Origin of the sequence: Shewanella sp. TC10 (assembly GCF_009663145.1) — a bacterium.
Taxonomy (GTDB): domain Bacteria; phylum Pseudomonadota; class Gammaproteobacteria; order Enterobacterales; family Shewanellaceae; genus Shewanella.
In genome coordinates this window covers 92,154-110,875 of record NZ_VKHR01000002.1, presented here as the reverse complement: position 1 = coordinate 110,875, position 18,722 = coordinate 92,154, and the positions used below count along the sequence as shown (strand labels likewise).

Below are 18,722 nucleotides of genomic sequence, written 5' to 3'. Positions count from 1 at the left end.
TAAGCCGATGAGCTGTTGAGAAAACAGCCGAGTACAGCAATAATTATCTCAGGTTTTTACTGGTGATAATGAATGTGTGAACAAAATAAAATAGAAGATAAACAATTACTTATTGTTTCCGCTCTGGCAGCTTTAACATTTGCTGTTATGGGGGTAGTAGTAGGGTTAATGAGTGGTTCTATTGTCATATTATTTGACGGTGGTTACTCGTTAATTGGTTTACTTCTCACCATGTTATCGCTAGCTGCTTCAAATTATATGCGTGGTTCTTCTCGTTCTCAGTTTGCCTTCGGTAAAGCCATTATTGAGCCTATTGTTGTCGCCATTAAAGCGGCCGTCATTCTCATGTTATTAGGCTTTAGTTTGTCCTCAGCGCTTAATGTCTTTTTAAGTGGTGGTAGAGAAATCGATATGTCATTTGCTGCCGTATTTGGTTTTGTTAACTTGTTCGGCTGTCTCGCTGTATGGTGGTTTTTAGTTAAGCAAAACGAGCCTAAACGCTCAGGATTATTTATTGCCGAAATCAAATTGTGGAAAATGGATACCGTTGTAAGTGGCGCTGTATGCGCAGGTTTAATTACTGGCTTGATCTTAACGTATACCCCTTGGCATGCTTATGCAGTATACGCTGACTCAGTGATGATGCTGCTTATCGGCGCCTACTTTATTAAAGTGCCATTGATTATGTTAACTGGCGCGTTCAGAGAATTACTGATGATGAAACCTAGTCAGGAAATTTGTTCTTTGGTACATGAAAGTGTCACAGAAGCGAATGGTTCAAGCCCGCAAGAATTGAAACTGACGGGTATTGCTAAAGTAGGCCCAGAGTTAATGGTTAATATTAATGTTAACCCTAAAAAATCACATCAGTTACTGCCGGACTTACATAAGGTGCGATTAATTTTGAACAAGAAACTTGCCCGTCTTTCACTTGATGTAAAACTGAATTTAGATATCGTGACTGAAGCGAAATAACAGCTTAAGTAAACTGATATAAATGAAAGCCTGATGTACTCATCAGGCTTTTTTAGTTTTAGGCCTTATGTTTGTTGGTGATTAATACATCCTTTAACCAAAATACGATTTGAAAACACATCACTAAGGTAAATGGGATTGCGCCAACAATGGCAATTTGTTTGTTCAAATCCACATCATTAATGGTAACCAAGGCGATGGTAATGGCCACCAATACAGCACTCCAAAGCAGTTTGGCGACTTGGCTTTCGCTGCCCGTAAGCATACTGGTGATGTAAATTGATGAATCGGCGCTGGTGATAATAAAGGTAACTAGCAGTAATAGTGCAGCGATTGAGAACAACATACCTAAAGGTAATTGAGCAAAAAAGCTAAACAAACCTAAGGTGTATTCTTGATTCACTGCAGCCATCACTTCACTGGCAAAAGGTTGGGTTAACACACTACCAGCAAAGCCTGAAAACCATAAAATAGATGCAAGAGTTGGCAGTAATATCGTGCAACTTAAAAATTGTCTGATGCTTCTACCTTTGCTAATTCTGGCGATAAAAGGGCCGACAAATGGCGCCCATGCAATCCACCATATTAGATAAATCACACTCCAACCTTGGCTCCATTTTGCTGGTTCTCCCGCACCAAACGAGACGGAAGGTAATAACTTGATATATTCGAGCGTTGATTGGGCCATTAAACTCAAACTATTAAATGGATCAACCAACAAAATAACTGCCACAAGCATGACAATCATAAATAAGCTGTTGAACTGACTTAAACGTTTAATGCCTTGATTGAGCCCAGCAATTGAAGACAAGGTGAAAAGCATTGCAATAATTACAATCAACCCAATTCTGAATGATTGGCTACCAATATTAAGACCTGTTGATTGCTCAACGCCTGTTTGAATCAAAGCCACTGTATTTGCAAATGTGCCAGCCATGCCAAACACAATAGCGATAACCGCCAGTAAATCTAACATGCTTAACCATTTGGGCTTTTCAGCACTAAAACTGGCACTGATGCGCAGGCTGCGATTACGATTGTAAGCAAACCAAGCCATGACCAATCCTGCCATGGCGTATATAGCCCAAGCATGTAACCCCCAGTGAAAGTAGGTAATCGCTAACGCGCCAGATACTGATGAAAAGTCATCTTGTAAAAAGGCAGGAGGATTAACGAAATGATAAACCGGTTCAGCCACTCCCCAAAATATCAGCCCTGATCCCATGCCAGCGGTAAATAACATGGCAATCCAACTCGCAAAACTGAATTCAGTTTTAGCTTCATGGCCACCAATAATTATTTTTCCTATGGGGCTAATCGCAACCACTATTGCCATTAACAGCAATAGTGATGAAAGCTGAATAAATTGTGAGTCAAAATTTTCTAAAAAAAACTGGGTGAAGTTACTAAACACAGCCAGGGTCTTATGGGGGAAGGCCAGTAGTAACCCCGCAATAATAATGACAGGCAAATAAAAGCCTAATTTGGGCGTCATTAGCTTTTGATTAGTTGAGGTCTCACCTTGTTGAGTCTGGCTTATATTGGGCGATTTCAAGCTTGTCGATATCCATTATTCGAGTCTGTAGTCAGATTTTTCACTATGACTTAAATTACTAGCAGTTTAAAGTGCAATTGATTGGTTTAGCTTTTACTAAAGTTTTTGAGTGTTAAAGTTTGTGGGCGCTAAAGTATTTAGGCGCTAAAGCTTGTGAGCGCTAACGCTGAAGGAGTTAACTGATATAACGGCGAGCTAATAGAATTTATAAAATGAATTTGTCGTATTAAAGAATGATGTTTTTACATTGATAGACGAATAATAGCTTAACTATGTTAATAAATTGTTTTAATGTAAATTATTGATAAATTAAAAAATGATTAATTTATTTTTGCCAGTGTACTGTGTAGGGGATAATTATTTGAACAAAATCAAATTAATTGCCGCAATGGCATTTTTATTGTTTTACTCCTTCGCTTCAATGGCTACAGTACTGAAATATAACGTCAATGGCTCAAGTAGTTGGGTGCCTTATTATATTCCTGATGCAGCAGAAAACTCGGGTATTTTAGGGGAGCTGGTTCCGCTAATTTTATCGACAGCTAAAATTAAAATTGAAAAGCATAACTACCCACCAAGACGAACCAACCAAGCATTAAAAACCGGCTTGTTAGATTTTGATTTTGTCAGCCCCAGTTGGTTTCCTGAAGGTGAGATGGGCAAAGAGTTCATTCGGTCATCACCTATATTATCGATTCAAGAAAATATCATCACACTCGAGCAAAACCAAAGCCAATGGGCAGATATTGATAAGATAACTGGCGAATCTATCGGCACGGTACGTGGTTACCTTTATCATGATGATGATATGTTTACTCGGGTGGACTTTGCTTCAGAGAAGCAATTAATTAAAGCCTTACATAAAGATCGCGTTAAAGCGGCTATCTCAGGAGATTTACCAGCATTATATTGGGCAAAACAACTCAAGATGCCTATAGCGCTTGCTGCGGTTCATTCAAGCGGGGTGCTAGTGATGCGGCTTAGAAAAGAACATAGTGAGATGATGCCGCAAATCAATCTTGCCATCGCTCAGCTTAAAAGCGATGGCATTATTCAAGGCATAGTGGATAAATACACCAAAGATGAGCAATATCAGCAATAGTCAGCCGATATTGCACATTGGTCATGAAGACAAATAAACTGTTTGTATAGGTTTAGTTGTTAGCTTGTTTGAGCTTGGGAAATTTGACGCTTTTTCTTTTCAAAGTAGTGATTTGTTTCCGTTAAAATCACATGTCTTAAGCCAATAAGCGCAATTAAGTTAGGAATTGCCATCAGGCCGTTGACGGTATCCGCCAGCATCCAAATTAAATCAAGCTGAATAAAGGCGCCCACAGCAATTAAACTTAAAAATGTCAGTTGGTAAATCTTAATTCCTTTGTCACCTAAGCGCTGATTAGTCAGATAATTCCAGCAACGTTCGCCATAATAGTGCCAACCTAAAATGGTGGTAAAGGCAAAACACACTAGCGCAATAGTCACAATGTATTGACCGACAATTACTGAGCCGCCTGAGGCGAATGCGGCGCTGGTCATTGCTGCGCCAGCAGTATCACCATTCCACACGCCAGTAATGATCAACACTAAGCCTGTCATGGTACAAATTAAAATAGTGTCGAAGAAAGTACCTGTCATGCTCACAAGTCCTTGCTCCACTGGCTCATTGGTTTTAGCTGCTGCAGCCGCAATTGGCGCGCTGCCTAGACCCGATTCATTTGAAAACACCCCGCGGGCAATACCAATTTGAATCGCTTGGGCAACGGTCGCACCTAAAAATCCGCCCACAGCAGAAATAGGGGTAAATGCTGAATGAATGACTAATTCGAGAGCGGGAATGATTTGCTCTGAAAAGCTAAATAGAATCCAAATACACGCCAGTACATAACCTAGGGCCATAGTAGGTACTAACTTTTGGGCAACGTTTGCAATACGTTTTACCCCGCCTAGCGTTACCGCAGCAACCATAGTTGTGAGGATTAACGCTGTGACCCAAGTTGGCACATTAAAGGCGATGGTCATGGCATCGCTAATAGCGTTTACTTGGGCAAAGGTACCAATGCCAAAAAAGGCCACGCCTACACCAAATACAGCAAAGATTTTGGCTAACCATTTAAGGCCTAAACCACGTTCAATGTAATACATTGGCCCGCCAGCAATATTCCCTTTGGCATCCGTGGTGCGATATTTTACCGCCAACATACACTCAGCATATTTAGTCGCCATGCCAAAGAAGGCTGCTAGCCACATCCAAAATAATGCTCCTGGGCCACCAATTTTAATGGCGGTTGCAACCCCAACAATATTACCTGTACCTATGGTTGCCGAAAGTGCAGTACAAAGTGCGGCAAATGACGATAAGTCGCCTTTACCTGTAGCGGGTTTAAATAACAAACTAAGGGCAAAAGGCAGCTGGAAAACTTGCAAAAGTTTAAGGCGAATAGTGAGATAAAGACCTGTACCAACAAGTAAGCATAGGGTGATAGGACCCCAAACAATGCCATTGATATCGGCTAAAAGGGTGTGAAAATTCATGATATTCCTCGAATATTAAACAACTAAATTAATATGGAGGAGGAAAAGATATGGCTGATCAGCGGTACTGAAGAAAGAGGTGGCACACATCAAACGAACTGAAGGGGTTCAGTACAAATGTCAGGCACAGCAATATACGACAGTGACCGTAAATGAATACAGTCATCCTCTCCTCTGTCCTTTTGCCTGAGCGTTTCGCGTGACTGACAAGTCAGCCTCACTTTCGCCTTCGGCGCTGTATTAACAAATGCCAACGAACAGCGTTTGCTTACAGTCTCTCCAGAGGCTCGTCCAGTAACAGTCCTCACCACTAAGTGGCACCTGAAAGAGTGCTTTAACTGCTTGCTAAAATTAGCGGCAGATAAAGTTGCCTCGTCGGTGTGGGGTTACTCCCCACTCTCCTGCTACCTTCATCCGAACGGATCTTTTTGAAAATGCCTGTTAATAACAGGATTCATTCCTCAAAAAGGGCAGTTAGCATGCGGGATATGATGGGATGACTCAAGAGGTGTAGATCACAGTTTTATAGCGAGTAAGTTAGTTGCGTTAAATTTCGCCAGACGCGAATTTCAACATAAAAAAGCCGTGATGAGAAGGCTGTATTCATGTTCTCATCACGGCGTTATCGATTAATAAGGTTTAAATTTCTACTTCATTTCCTTTGGGGTTAGGCCCAAAACGGTTGGTCTCTTCCTGACTATCTGAGACAAAGAAGTACAATAAAATCAGTGCCCCAATAATTGGAATAAATGCGATTAATATCCACCATCCGCTTCTATCGGTATCATGTAAGCGACGCACACTGACACCTAGCGCAGGCAAAAAGACTAATAGTGAATATATGCCGCTTAATAGACCGTAACCCGTTTCTTGGTTCAAGGTGCCAGTCATGTTGTCCACGATCCCTAATATAATCCCAGCAATAACATTGAATAAAACAAAGAACCAGTATTCTTTACGACGAGCGCGATCTTTAAAGTTAATGTAATTCTTTAGTACTTTGATATACCAATCCATGACGCCCTCTTATTAACCTGTTTATTTAAATTAAGTTTATACACTTAATGTGAACCAATTATGCCGATATATCTATTATTTTTTTCCATGAGTTAACTATAAATGATTGTGGGTGTTGAACCGTTTAACAATATCCATCGTAGTACATTTTATCAGCAATCAAAGAATCAGCTATAAGGTGCTTAGATATGGATAATATGAATCAATCGGGAAGTATTGCAACAATCATTGGTGTTGCAGATGCCACCCATTATTTGGTGGGCCTTACTGATGCCAATAATAACTTCGCAGGATTAAATGGCGCAGGGGCTGGCGAGTGTGTTCATTCAATCGTTGAAGCCAAAGCCTTACTGAAAAGTCACGATTACTCTATCGCTCACCTTGAATACCAAACGGCTTATGATGAGATGTGTGGCTTAGATAATAGCGGTAAATACCAACAGGTGATTAATTTGTGATTGAAGCTGATTAATAAAGCTAGCTTGATTCAAAACCAAGCCAGCTTTCTTCGTTGTGAATGAACTATTGCAGACTAACAGCAAGTATTAATACGGTTTCTGCCATCCGCTTTTGCACGATACAGAGCAGTATCAGCGGCGCAAAGTAGGGCATTGGCCGTTCTGAACTGGCCATTGACCTCACTGGCATGCCCCTGACTCACACTGACAGAAACCGAAATATCTAACCCTATATCCATATAAGTCAAAGCATTAATATTTTGTTGAATAAGTTGAGCCGTGGCTTGTGCTTCTGATGTGTCGCAATTTGGCATGACCAAGGCAAATTCTTCACCACCGTACCTAGCAGCTGTGCAATTTTCGTTGGGTAAAGAAGCTTGAATCGCAGCAGCAATTTTTTGTAAACAGCGATCGCCCATCACATGGCCATGGTTATCATTAAAAGTTTTAAAATGGTCGATATCGATAATCAGCACACTGATAGGGTCACCTTGCTCAATGCATGTTTTCCATTGGTGCTTTAAGTCGGCATCAAATACACGACGATTAGATAAGTTAGTTAAGCAGTCGGTCGATGCCCACTTATACAACTGTTGATACTCAGCGCGATACTTACTTAAATCTCTGATGATGATGCCAAATAAAGGCTCAGACATTGGGAAATGAGTCACAGACATTTCAACATCAATGGTTTGGCCATTTGACATGTTAAGTGTCGTTTCATTAGGTAGGTGATTCAGCGGTCTTGGCTCTAATCTAGATTCGAGGATCATTTGTTGATAGTGCGACTTTTGCGGCTCACACAAGTAAGACTGCCAGCGCTGGCCAATTAAAGAGTTTGCTGAGCTTTTATCGCAATCAAGCAGCAAAGATACAGCGTGTCGATTTGCCATTTGAATATTGCCAAACTCATCGACAACAATCATCGCTTCCATTATGTGCTCAACTAAGCTTGATAATGAACTGAGAGCGTTACCACCGAGTTTAGTCTCTGCAACGGTTACATCTGTATTGGCTTGATTGCTATCAGCCTTATTAGCACTGATATTGGCGGTAGTTTGATTACTGATTGTGTGATTGGCTAAATTGTTTGATAAAAACTGTGGTTCAAGTTTTAAAGGGTTAGTACTCGGAGGATGTTCATTGGCCTCAAATTGGCAATAGATATTGCCCGTTTTAGTGTCGCCAATGAACATGTCCATATTCACTTGAGAAATTTGGGTTAATTGATTCTCAGCAGTGGAAGTGAGTTCTAACATAACGAGTATCCTTACTAGTGTATTAATTTCATCGCATTAGCTGCGTTTTCTAGTTAATACTCTATCGAACTCTGTTGGCGATAACCTTTCGCTAACCTTCCTTGTTAAGGTGTTGTATTTATTAGACTTTAATGTTTATTACCTGAGGGTCTTTACTGATTAGCATCAAAGTGTTGTCTGTATTCGATAAAATAAATTGAAATGTAGTTTTACCAACCACCTTATCCAGATCTATTAACTGGACAATTTTTCCATCACTACTCACCGTAACTGCATCAACAATACCGTCGAATGGTGTATTAAATGCGGCACCAGTAAATTTCAATCCTTTATTAGTATTATCATCAAGAATATAGGTAATAGTACTTTCTTCAGAAACTTCGACATTGCCAGTTTCGTTACTGTAGGTGAATGACGGAACTTCATTTTTGTCTAGTGTGACTGTAACTGTTATGAATGTGGCTTTGCCGGTGGTATTCAACATAGGGACTCCATTGAGTTAGTGAACGTTCATAAAATTGATACCAGCATTTGTTACGATGCTAGTAAGATTTTTGTCCTCAGGGGCTAATCTAAGGCAATGCAAGGCTTTCAAGTAGGGTATTACTATTTCAGGACTTTTATTATTTTCGATTAATGGAGCAAGCCTTTTTATAGATTGCTCACATGGAGATGGGTCTAATTTATCGTACTCAATGATTTCAGCTGTTGTATTTACTAATAACTGGCTTGAAGATAGTAAGGCTTTATAGCTGACATCTTTCTGATATGTATTAGATATTTCTTGAAATAGGTCAGTTGCGATTGAGGCATATTGATAGCTATCTTCGAACTTTTGTAATAAGTAAAAATGTCTAGCTGATGAGAGATGGTAAATAGCCCAAATGTATCTGTTATTATTAGAAATACTTAATTGGCTGTTTGAACTGAGCATTTCAGCAAGTTCTTCAACATCATGTTTAATTTTGTGATGAGTTTCTTCATCAACTAATTCTAATAATCGAAATAATGAGTTAAATCTATATATTTGCCACTGTTCATTATTTGGATCTTGGCTTATAGCTTTATTAATAGCGTTTAAACTTAGCTGTATGACTTCAAAGGCTTGTTGTTTATGGTTTTGTAATCGCAGTAATTCAGAGTGAATTTTATAACTGGCGAATAATCTATCTAATGCATAGGGAGTTAACTCTAAGTTACTTTTTAATAATTCGGACTGAAGCTCTTCATGTATTGATATTGCAGAGTGTATATCACCTTGAGAAATGATTGCATTAGCTTGCCAGGAACGAGTGTCTGCAATATCTGCAATAAGTTGAATATTATTAGGATTTTTAGCTAGAGTTTGCTTTTTCAATTTAAGAGAATGTTCAAAATATTTCAAAGCAGAAATGAAATCCTGCTCTTCGATATAAATAGAACCCAATGAATTATATGCGTATGACAGTTCCATCAGCGCTTCTGTATTTTCTGGCGCTAGGTCATACATTTTTTGACTGTAATTTAGGTATTGTTCAAACCAGACTTTTGAGGCAGTCCAATCACTTTGGTCATAATCCAATTGCCCTAACCAAAACGCATTAGCCCCTAGAGTTTTAAGTAGTTCAAAATGTTCAGGTTGCTCAATTAACAATGCGCTGAGCTTTTCTCTAGCGGCTAATAACGCTTCTTTGGTTTCGGTTATTTTCCCTCGTGAATAAGCCACTTCTCCCATCGCTTCTAATGTTTGTCCTTGTTGAAAACGGGACTCAAAGCTTAAACTGGTATCTTTAAGGCTTGATGCTTCGCTATAGTATTCCAGCGCTTTTTTATTAATCCCATCGAGTAAATCCATTCTACCAATGCCACGCATTTTGTCGGCAAAATCTCCCACCATAAAGCCAAGTAGGTTTTCGGCTGCTTGTCTTTTTTCTAGCGCCATCTTCTCTGCTTCAAAACTGCGGACACTGGCTAAAATTGAGGTGATAGTGAGTAAAAACAGCAATGAGACGGTGAAGGTTTTTTGCCAGCGTTTAATTCGTTCATGTTTACTGGAGGCATTAATGAGGTCGACTTCTTGTGGCTCTAAATCAAATAATGGATTAGCTTTAAGCGCTTGCGCTTCTTTCAGTGGTTTTCCGTCGGCAAGTAAATAAGCATGATGTTTGTTTTCTTGTAGCCAGCGGCTGGACTGGTGCTGTAACCGGCTTTTTATACGAATACTTTGATTATGTTCGGCAATCCATGATGTGGCTCTTGGCCAGCGGCGCAGTAGCGCTTCGTGAGCAATGCTGAAGCAGGGTTCGCCGTTTTGCAGATTGGACACGAATAAGCGACTATTAATCATCGCCTGTGTCAGGGTGCGCTCTTCTTTGGTGTGAAGCTGTGCCCAGCGAGCGGTGCGACTAGTGACTGATGACTCGTCTTCCCTTAGCGTCACTAGCAGTGAAAAAACATGCGGGAGACTGGCTTTTTGCTGGGATGTTAACTCTGCAATAGCATCTTCAGCATTTTTGCCGATTGCCCCTTCAATTCCCCCTAATTCTTGATAAACACTAAAGAGTAACTGGTTGTCTTTACTGCGCTTTAAATACAGTGCTTGCAGCATGTACTGCAGCATAGGGAGTGCATCAGGGTTACTGGCGGCTTCTGCGCAAAGAATTTCATCTAAAGGTGTTGCTGTCTCAGGGTCGCTGGTCCAAGTTAAATTAGCTGCCACAGCTGGTAGCCGGATCATTTGTAGTAATTCACTGCGAGTAGGCGGCGATAAATCAAAATGAGCTCCTTGCCCCTTTCCTATCATTAAACTTGGGTAGCCAACAAGCAAGGGATAAAACTCATTACGACAAGCACTTAACACAATAATACAGCCAGAATTAGCGAGTTGTTCGAGTATGCCAACAAAAGCAGATCGTTGTTCATTGGTAAAAAGCGGTGAAGACAATAACACTTCTAGACGATCGATAAATAAAGCAAAGTGAGTGTGAAGTTGACGATTAGCTTTAATGGCCTGTTTGCATTGATTAACAATCACTTGCGGTTCTGTGATGAGTCGGTGGGATAGTGAATCAGCACTGTCACCTTCAAACACTGGTTGGTCGTTAACTTCCCAATCAAGCATAGCTCCTGCGAGTTCGATAAAGAGTTGTGATTTAGCGACATCGGCAAAGTCTAGGCTGCTGTATGCAACTACATGCACCCCGTTATATCCTGAACCTATGGTAAGGTTAGGAATAATCCCTGCGTTGATTAATGAGGATTTACCACTGCCACTGGGGCCAAGTAATAAACAAAAACCTCGACCGAATTTAACTTGCTGACTAATACGCTCAAGTAGCACGCTAATTTGTTTACTGCGGCCAAAAAAGACTTCATAAAAATCTTCTGAGTAAGCCTGTAGGCCTGGAAAGGGCGAGCCAGATTTCCACAGCTGGTTATCTGCAACGGTTTCGTGGCCAATAGGGAAGTTTACATCGGCAATGGTGCGATAACCGCGTTTGCGAATGGTTTCGATATAACAGGGGGAAGTGGCTTTATCGTCAAGGGCGCGGCGTAATTGATTGATGATTTTATGTAGTGGATTGTCGCCAATATCACTATCAGGCCAGCAGTGATTGACGATATCGTCGCTACTTAAGACTTCACCGCTGCGTTGACATAATAAAACCAATACATCCATAGCTTTGGGTTCAAGCTGTTTGGTTTTTTTGCCAAGGTTTACGCTGTTGCTATTGGGATCAACCTGCCATTCACCAAAGAAAAAAATCTCGTTTTTCATTATCACATTCCATTGAAAACCCAGTGTTATGCTTCATGCATTCGGTAACAGCTAATCGCGATTGCGTTTCATTAGTATTTACTTATACCAAGTTGTGGTTAGATTGTAACCACTTAAAGTGTAAAATTGAGTAAAAAACAAACTGGATAAGGATATAGGAAAGAGCTAGAGAATGATCTGTGGTTGCAAGTTTACTGCTGTTTATATCGTTGATAAAAAAGGGATACTCCCTTGCTGTTGTATGTAGCTTTTTATTATTGCATGACGTCTGCTGTTATCACTTAAGCTGAGCCAGTGCTTTAGCAGTTAACGCTTCGGTGTATGGGTTAATCTTAAAATGATTGGGGCTCCATCCTTTTACAAACCGCTGAAAGTCGGCCCAAGCGATGGAATAGAGAGGTCGCCATGTTTGCACTAACTTATCTGTACAAATGTGGGGCTGATGATGCTTGGTGCTAATCACTAACTCGCGAAAGTAGTCATCAAGCCATTGTGTAATTTGCGATTCATTTTCTGAAAATTTAAGCACACTGCTGAGTAATAGTGCGACATCCTTCATGCCACAACCTTGACCAACATATTGAAAGTCCACCGCTGCTGCTTGTTGGTGATCATTAGAGAAACAGAAGTTAGCCAGCTTAGCATCGCCATGGACTAAGGTTTGAAATGGGGTGCTACTGAGCGCTGTATCGATGTGACGGGCTGCTGCTTTTAGCTTCGGGTCGGTTAATGCTGCTAATTCATCTGGGCGGGTATCTAAATGCCAGTAGGTTCCTTTCTGCCATAGCTTTAAGTGTAAGTGGTTACTTACTTCTTTATCTTGTTTAGTTGAATCTAGGTGCTGAAAATCAGGATTTTGAAATAGAAATTGACCATGAAAATTCCCTAGCCACTTAAGGCAGGCTCTAATGGCGATATCATCAGCCTGAGTGAGCACTTTATTAAAGCCAACAGTGACTAAGTCCTCAAGAATCAATAAGCAGTCATCTCCATCTTGCTCAAGATAAAAGCATTTAGGCACCCGATTATCTGGGCTACATTGGTTGGCGTAATCTTGATACCAATGAAACTCTACTTGGTAAGACTTTATCTTGCGCTGATGAGAAAGGGCTGTATTCCATCCTTTAGGGTGCGATTGTGTTGTGGTACTACCTTGTGATTCCATAATAGGTAGCTTGATGTGTTTAACAATCACGCTGTCATATTCCGAACCTGACAAGTGAGCTCTGAACAATTCGCCGTAACCGCTCCAAAGCGATTGAATCAGCTCTATTTGAGTAATTGTTGTCGCACCCGTTTGTTGTTTTATGGTGTTGAGCACACTTGAGTTAACGCTTGAATTAAAGTCAGTTTCAATATTCATTCGATGAAAATAATCTCTCTATAATCGGTATTGGCGTTGAATTTAGCTAAACACTATTCAATAGGTACTATTCAATTTAATAAATACTATTCAATAAATACTATTCAATTTAATAAACACAGGGCAAATTGTATGTTTAACCACAGAATAAGTGAAATACTTCTCAAGACTTAGCGGTTATGCATTGAACTTTGAATAAAATAGCGTAATTTTAAGGTATTGAAACCGACTGGAGTTTGGATATGAAGCCAGGCAAAAATGATAGCAAGTTACTGAAACTCGCCATGGAAATTGGTGAAGGATATGCGAAAAAAAGAGGTTTTAAAGATTTTGGTGTAGGCATTTCGCCAAAGGACAAAGTGGAATGTATTTATCGTTTATTGGTACAAGATGGCTTGATACAAGCACTTGCGGAAGATAAAGATGATGGCCCTAATAGAAAGCATAAATTGGTGTTGTGGATCAGTAAACAGTTGCCTCCTGAACATCCATTAATGAATTAAAAGCTGGATTGTAGTTATAAAAAAGCCAAGCGTTTGCTTGGCTTTTTGAGTTCTATTTGGGGCTATCTTTCCATCAAGGCTGCTTTATCATTAAGATTTAGCGACAATTTCGTTATCCACTTCTAATTCTTCAGGGGATTTCAGTACATCCTTAGGCTTAGTCACACTACCGACTGGTGGATAAGCCACACTATCTTTAAACCCTTCTCGGGTGTCTTCACTGTAATTTGGAAACGGTAGCTCTTCTTCTTCGATTAGCTGGCGAATGGTTTGCTCTGCTCTTTGCTGCACTTCAAGATCAGCAGGCACCGCATTATTAAGCACCACATTTTGCCCTACTGGTGCAATATGGATATCCAGTGTTTTCATAATGTTCAATAAGTGAAAATTCAAATCTTCGGCAATACCAAAATATTCATTGATATCACCCGTATCAATGTAAGCATTGACGTTGACCACAAAAGCATCGCGCTCAATCGCTAAAAATCGTGCTCGCTGAGCCACTTCTAATACTCGTGGATGCGATAGCAGTAATTTACGTAGTTCCATCAGCAGCATTTGTAACTGCTCTTTGGAAGTATCGAGGCTTATACGCAAATCATGCTTATAGCGGCGGCGATCGATCACTGAAAAGTTTTCTAGTTCCTGGGATGAAAAAACCGAGTTAGGAATATGCACTACGGTGCGGTCAAGCTTACGAATACGGGTTGAGCGTAAACCGATTTCTTCAACCACACCTAAGGTAGTGCCAAAGCGGCAAAAGTCACCGGGTTTAATTGGCCTTGCTGCATAGAGTGTCAATGCGCCAAACACATTCTCTAGTGGTTTTTGCGCGGCTAAGGCAATGGCTAAACTACCAACACCTAAACCGGTTAGGATTGTCGCCATATTGTAGCCTGAGCTTTCAAACCACATTAGCGCGATTATCACCACAATGACCATTTTAAGAATGGCTACCATAGGTCTTAATAGTGCCACACTGTAACTTTTATCTTGGTCATGTAGCTGTTTAGATTTGTAGGCTGAATAAAGCTCAACTACACCCAGAATCAAAATGGTATTGGCAAGGTAGAGTAGCGTGCTGTTATCAAACCAGACTCTGGCACGTACAGATAGACCGAGTGCTAAAGCAACATATTGTAGTAATGATAAGTATAAGAACCAGCGCAGACTGCGGCCACAAAATCGGGTGAGCCCAGCAATTTTAGGTTCGAAGTGTTTGGCAATACTCATGGCAGCAAGACTGATAAGACCGGTACCAATCCAGCCAAATAAGATACTTAAACTGAATATCAGTAATTGCCAGTTTTCCATATGAAAGGCGGAAAATTGAGGCAGAAAGTTAGCTAAGGTTTCAATTTGCGGACTATAGCCGTATTCATCCCAAAGTTCTGGAATTTTAGCGACAGTAGCATTGGAAATTTTCCATATTTTACCGCCTTTTCCATCTGGGACATGCTGCATGTAAACAGGAATGGGGCCAGTGTTAGTTTCAAGCACCCCAAGTAAATCTCGGTAGCTTGGAAGCTTATCGTTTAAATGTCCCGTTGGCTGATCACTGATTTGTGACAAGTCGATGATGTTTTGCTTGTTCCATAAAATGGATAGCTTACGCAGTAATTCAGGGCCGTCTTCTGGATTAATGCCGTTTGGTAAATAACGTAAGTCAACAAATTCAGCAGCCGCTTGCCAGTCATCTTGCTCAACCGCTTGGCTAATGGCGATTAAGGTTGAAAGTGGCGTTTCTCCATCTCGGGCGAGTATCAATCCGCCTTGTGCTTCGGCAATCGCTTCACTGCGCTTTTCGGCTTCTGCTACTTTTTTAAGATTAATGTCATCTGCTGCAATCGCATTAAAGGATGTGCAATGGATTGAAATGAGTAAAGCCACTGAGAAAAGCCAACGCCACGTTTGCATCATGATTTTATCCCTAAAAGAAGATCTGAAACACTTTCAAATATATGCGTTTTATCATCAGACTGCTAGCACGGTTTATCATAAATTTCACAAAGTTAGTTTAACTTTCTTACATTTTTAGCGGGTAAAAATTGCCGAGCACTGGAAGATTTGCGTTTTTGTCTGTCATGAATGTTGGTTTCACTTATTAAAATGTTCACTCGTGGATAGAAAGGGCAATTCATTTAATTTTTGTAAATGTCGCGACTCAATTTGAATAAAAGAAGATCTTGCCTAGACTGAATATATAACCTCAAAAATTACATTGTCTTAAGACTGTATGGTCTTTAAATATGTCTGAAGCTACATAGCAGAGCTTTAAGGCAGCCGAGTTTTAAATTTGTGGTCGCTATAAAAAATGAATGTGTCATCTATTAGATGAGTTCAAGGACAAGAACAGTAAAATTCAGGGAATTAATTAAATATGAAAGCACAACAGATTTTTTTAATCGTGGCGGCTATTGGGCTCCTTCCTATAGCACTATCTTATGGTTTTTCTCCATCTACCTCGCTGTCATTCTTATTCGATATCAATGCTGATCCTCTCAATGTAACTCATATTTTTCGCGCGGTAATGGGGCTTTATTTAGCCTTGGTGATTTTTTGGGTGGCAGGTGCTTTTAATGCATCGATTAGGCTTGCAGCTTTATACAGTTTGGTCGTGTTTATGCTTGGCTTAGCAGCTGGCCGCAGTTTGAGTTTACTTATTGATGGTATGCCCCATTGGTTGTTGGTTGTGTATCTACTGCTGGAAATTGGCTTTGGTGTAGTGGGTATTCAAATGATAAGAAAAACAGTGTTAGAAGACGTTTAAGTTATATCGTAAGTCTAGTGAGCTATTTGCTTATAAATCATAGCTTGAAGTATTAATAATCGAATTGATGTTTACATTAAAAGGTGACTATATGAAAAGGATTGTTTCATGGGGAATATTAACGCTATTCACTTTGGTAAGTAGCAGTGTATTCGCGGCAACGGATAAGCCAAATATATTTGTCATTTTTACTGATGATATTGGTATCTCAAACTTAAGCGCCTATCACAATGGCGTGATGAGTAGTGATACACCTAATATCGACAGTATTGCTGAAAAAGGCATTTTAATGACTGACTATTATGCTCAGCCATCTTGTACTGCTGGACGTTCTGCTTTTATGACAGGCCAGCTTCCGGTGAGAACGGGAATGCATACAGTGGGCTTACCTGGCGGGCCTGTAGGGCTGAATAAAAATACCCCGACACTGCCAGAGATATTAAAGTCAATGGGCTATATGACAGGACAATTTGGTAAAAATCACTTAGGTGATCGCGATGAGTTCTTACCCACGATGCATGGCTTTGATGAGTATTGGGGCTGGTTGTATCACTTGAATGCTATGGAATACACTGAAGATCCTGATTGGCCAACTGATCCCGCTTTTCAATCATTTGCTCCACGAAACGTCATCTATGCTAAATCAACAGGGAAAGGTAAGCAGTCTATTAAAGATGATGGACCGTTATCGATTGAGCGAATGCGCACACTTGATGATGAAGTAAATAAGCACGCCATCGACTTTATCGAAAGGGCTGTGAAAGCAGATAAGCCTTTTTTTACTTGGTATTGCCCATCTCGAGGTCATGTTTGGACTCATTTATCGCCTAAGTACGAAAAAATGCTTGGCAAAAATGGTTGGGGATTACAAGAAGTCGTCATGAAAGATTTAGATGATCACGTGGGTGAAATGCTGGCTAAAATGGAAGAGCTAGGCATTGCTGATAACACCATCATTGTATTTACTGCTGATAATGGTCCTGAAATTATGACATGGCCTGATGGCGGTATGACGCCGTTTCATGGTGAGAAGGGTACCACTTGGGAAGGCGGAGTTAGAGCGCCAATGTTAATTAGCTGGCCTAAAAAGATTAAACCGGGGCAAGTTAAAAATGGCATGTTTGATGGTATGGATTTTTTACCGACTTTGGTGGCCGCAGCTGGTGGACCTAGCGATCTAAAGCAGAAAATGTTGACGGGTTATAAAGGCTTTAAAGCCCATTTAGATGGTTACAATCAACTGGATATGCTGACCAAAGATGAACCGTCACAGCGTAAAGAGATTTTTTATTACGAACGTGACCGCTTGCAGGCTGTGAGAGTGGGCGATTGGAAGGCCCATTTTGTGGTGCAAAATAATGGATGGTCAGGGGCCAAAGAAGAGCTGAATGCACCGCTGTTATTTAACCTTCGACGTGATCCTTATGAGCGAGCAGCTGAAGAATCTGGCATGTACCTCAAGTGGATGGGACAAAAAATGTGGGCATTTGGTCCAGCGCAAGCTGCGGTGCAAAAACATCTAGAGACGTTTAAAAAGTGGCCACCAATGACTGCGGATACTGGCTCTGTCAATAATGGTGGCGTAGGTAATTAGAAGTTGTCGCTATCGTTTTTAATGTCTGCTTTAAAGGCCTATATATGCATACTTTCAGGCTTATATAGGTCTACATGTTAACAAGGAAGGTTTTATGAAGCTTAGAAAGTGGCTAGTTGTTTGCGGTAGTTTGTTGTCTACCGCTATTGGGTTTATCTCATTAAACGTGTTAGCAGATGATGATTTTTCGACAACAGAAGCATCATGGAAGCACAGTGTAGAAATTTATGGTTTAGCGCTAAATATCCGTGGTGACACCACGGTCAACGATCAGAACCTTGAGGTTGATGTTGATCCGCAGTTTATTATGGATACCCTTGAAATGACTGCCATGGTGCATTTTGAAGGTGTTCATGAAAACCAATGGGGTTATTACATTGATTATAGTTTCATGAAGCTTAATGGTGAAACCAATAACATTTTAGATAACACCAATAATATAGTGCTGAAAGGTGATATCGATATCCGTCAAGGCGTATTAGAAGCCAAGGGGTTTAAGCGTTATGTTTATGGTGATAACACTCTAGATTATACGTTTGGACTGCGCTGGTGGGATAACGATATTGATATGCAGTTATACCGCAAAGACAATAATGCCATTTTCAGTGAGATTAACTTAGAAGATGACTGGATTGACTATGTCATTGGTGTTCGATGGATGAATCCTATTAATAAGGATTGGCTTTTTTATTTTAGTGCAGATGTTGGTTTAGGTGCTGATACTGACTTCACCTCGTCGGTTTTGACTGGTGTTCGTTATCAAATCAACAGCTGGTCTGATTTAAATATGGGCTATAAATCCACATGGGTTGATTACGATAATGAAGACAATTTTGCTTACGATACTGCTTCACAAGGTTTTCTCATAGGTTGGGCTGCGTACTTTTAGCGAGACTAAATAGCAGTCATGCTTAATCACGTATCCATAAGAGCTCGACT

At 40.4% G+C, this 18,722-nt stretch carries 15 protein-coding genes and 1 riboswitch; of the genes, 7 read left to right on the top strand and 8 right to left on the bottom strand.

Annotation, left to right across the window (positions count from 1 at the left end; translation table 11 throughout):
• Positions 1-72 precede the first annotated feature (72 nt).
• Complete coding sequence (locus FNZ24_RS01150; protein ID WP_153912589.1) at positions 73-975, top strand: cation transporter; 903 nt, start codon at positions 73-75, stop codon at positions 973-975.
• 58 nt (positions 976-1,033) lie between these two features.
• On the opposite strand, the gene FNZ24_RS01145 is transcribed toward FNZ24_RS01150, so the two are convergent.
• On the bottom strand, positions 1,034-2,530 hold the full coding sequence (locus tag FNZ24_RS01145) for a BCCT family transporter (protein WP_153912588.1): 1,497 nt from the start codon (positions 2,528-2,530) through the stop codon (positions 1,034-1,036).
• Positions 2,531-2,918: 388 nt separating this feature from the next.
• Between FNZ24_RS01145 and FNZ24_RS01140 the strand changes: the two genes are divergently transcribed.
• Positions 2,919-3,632, top strand: a complete 714-nt coding sequence (locus FNZ24_RS01140) for a transporter substrate-binding domain-containing protein (protein ID WP_228768334.1) — start codon at positions 2,919-2,921, stop codon at positions 3,630-3,632.
• 59 nt (positions 3,633-3,691) lie between these two features.
• Here the strand turns inward: FNZ24_RS01140 and FNZ24_RS01135 are convergent, their stop codons facing one another.
• A complete protein-coding gene (locus FNZ24_RS01135) occupies positions 3,692-5,062 on the bottom strand; it encodes an alanine/glycine:cation symporter family protein (RefSeq protein WP_153912586.1) in 1,371 nt (456 codons plus the stop codon).
• Positions 5,063-5,226: 164 nt separating this feature from the next.
• A riboswitch (glycine riboswitch) is annotated at positions 5,227-5,355 on the bottom strand.
• A 346-nt stretch (positions 5,356-5,701) separates the two neighbouring features.
• On the bottom strand, positions 5,702-6,079 hold the full coding sequence (locus tag FNZ24_RS01130; RefSeq protein WP_153912585.1) for a DUF805 domain-containing protein: 378 nt from the start codon (positions 6,077-6,079) through the stop codon (positions 5,702-5,704).
• 188 nt (positions 6,080-6,267) lie between these two features.
• Here FNZ24_RS01130 and FNZ24_RS01125 point away from each other — a divergent pair, with 188 nt between their 5' ends.
• Positions 6,268-6,537 carry a DUF6482 family protein gene (locus FNZ24_RS01125; RefSeq protein WP_153912584.1) on the top strand — a complete coding sequence of 90 codons (270 nt, stop codon included), beginning with the start codon at positions 6,268-6,270 and terminating at the stop codon, positions 6,535-6,537.
• A gap of 74 nt (positions 6,538-6,611) precedes the next feature.
• On the opposite strand, the gene FNZ24_RS01120 is transcribed toward FNZ24_RS01125, so the two are convergent.
• The 4 genes from FNZ24_RS01120 to FNZ24_RS01105 form a co-directional block, all read right to left on the bottom strand.
• Complete coding sequence (locus tag FNZ24_RS01120) at positions 6,612-7,796, bottom strand: sensor domain-containing diguanylate cyclase (RefSeq protein WP_153912583.1); 1,185 nt, start codon at positions 7,794-7,796, stop codon at positions 6,612-6,614.
• A gap of 121 nt (positions 7,797-7,917) precedes the next feature.
• Complete coding sequence (locus tag FNZ24_RS01115) at positions 7,918-8,280, bottom strand: DP-EP family protein (RefSeq protein WP_153912582.1); 363 nt, start codon at positions 8,278-8,280, stop codon at positions 7,918-7,920.
• Between the two features lie 15 nt (positions 8,281-8,295).
• Positions 8,296-11,553, bottom strand: coding sequence for a winged helix-turn-helix domain-containing protein (locus FNZ24_RS01110; RefSeq protein ID WP_153912581.1), 3,258 nt, complete (start codon positions 11,551-11,553; stop codon positions 8,296-8,298).
• Between the two features lie 277 nt (positions 11,554-11,830).
• Positions 11,831-12,916 (bottom strand): phosphotransferase, encoded by a 1,086-nt coding sequence (locus tag FNZ24_RS01105; RefSeq protein WP_153912580.1) that lies wholly within the window; start codon positions 12,914-12,916, stop codon positions 11,831-11,833.
• Between the two features lie 242 nt (positions 12,917-13,158).
• Between FNZ24_RS01105 and FNZ24_RS01100 the strand changes: the two genes are divergently transcribed.
• Entirely contained in the window at positions 13,159-13,419 is a 261-nt protein-coding gene (locus tag FNZ24_RS01100; protein ID WP_102527766.1) for a DUF5062 family protein, read from the top strand.
• A gap of 90 nt (positions 13,420-13,509) precedes the next feature.
• Here FNZ24_RS01100 and FNZ24_RS01095 read toward each other — a convergent pair whose 3' ends face one another.
• The gene (locus FNZ24_RS01095) at positions 13,510-15,339 is read right to left on the bottom strand and encodes a mechanosensitive ion channel family protein (RefSeq protein ID WP_153912579.1); all 1,830 of its coding nucleotides are present in this window, start codon (positions 15,337-15,339) and stop codon (positions 13,510-13,512) included.
• 460 nt (positions 15,340-15,799) lie between these two features.
• Between FNZ24_RS01095 and FNZ24_RS01090 the strand changes: the two genes are divergently transcribed.
• The 3 genes from FNZ24_RS01090 (at position 15,800) to FNZ24_RS01080 (ending at position 18,672) form a co-directional block, all read left to right on the top strand.
• Entirely contained in the window at positions 15,800-16,189 is a 390-nt protein-coding gene (locus FNZ24_RS01090) for a DUF4345 domain-containing protein (protein WP_153912578.1), read from the top strand.
• Positions 16,190-16,280: 91 nt separating this feature from the next.
• Positions 16,281-17,783 (top strand): arylsulfatase, encoded by a 1,503-nt coding sequence (locus FNZ24_RS01085; protein WP_153912577.1) that lies wholly within the window; start codon positions 16,281-16,283, stop codon positions 17,781-17,783.
• 94 nt (positions 17,784-17,877) lie between these two features.
• A complete protein-coding gene (locus FNZ24_RS01080) occupies positions 17,878-18,672 on the top strand; it encodes a hypothetical protein (RefSeq protein ID WP_153912576.1) in 795 nt (264 codons plus the stop codon).
• Positions 18,673-18,722: the final 50 nt, after the last annotated feature.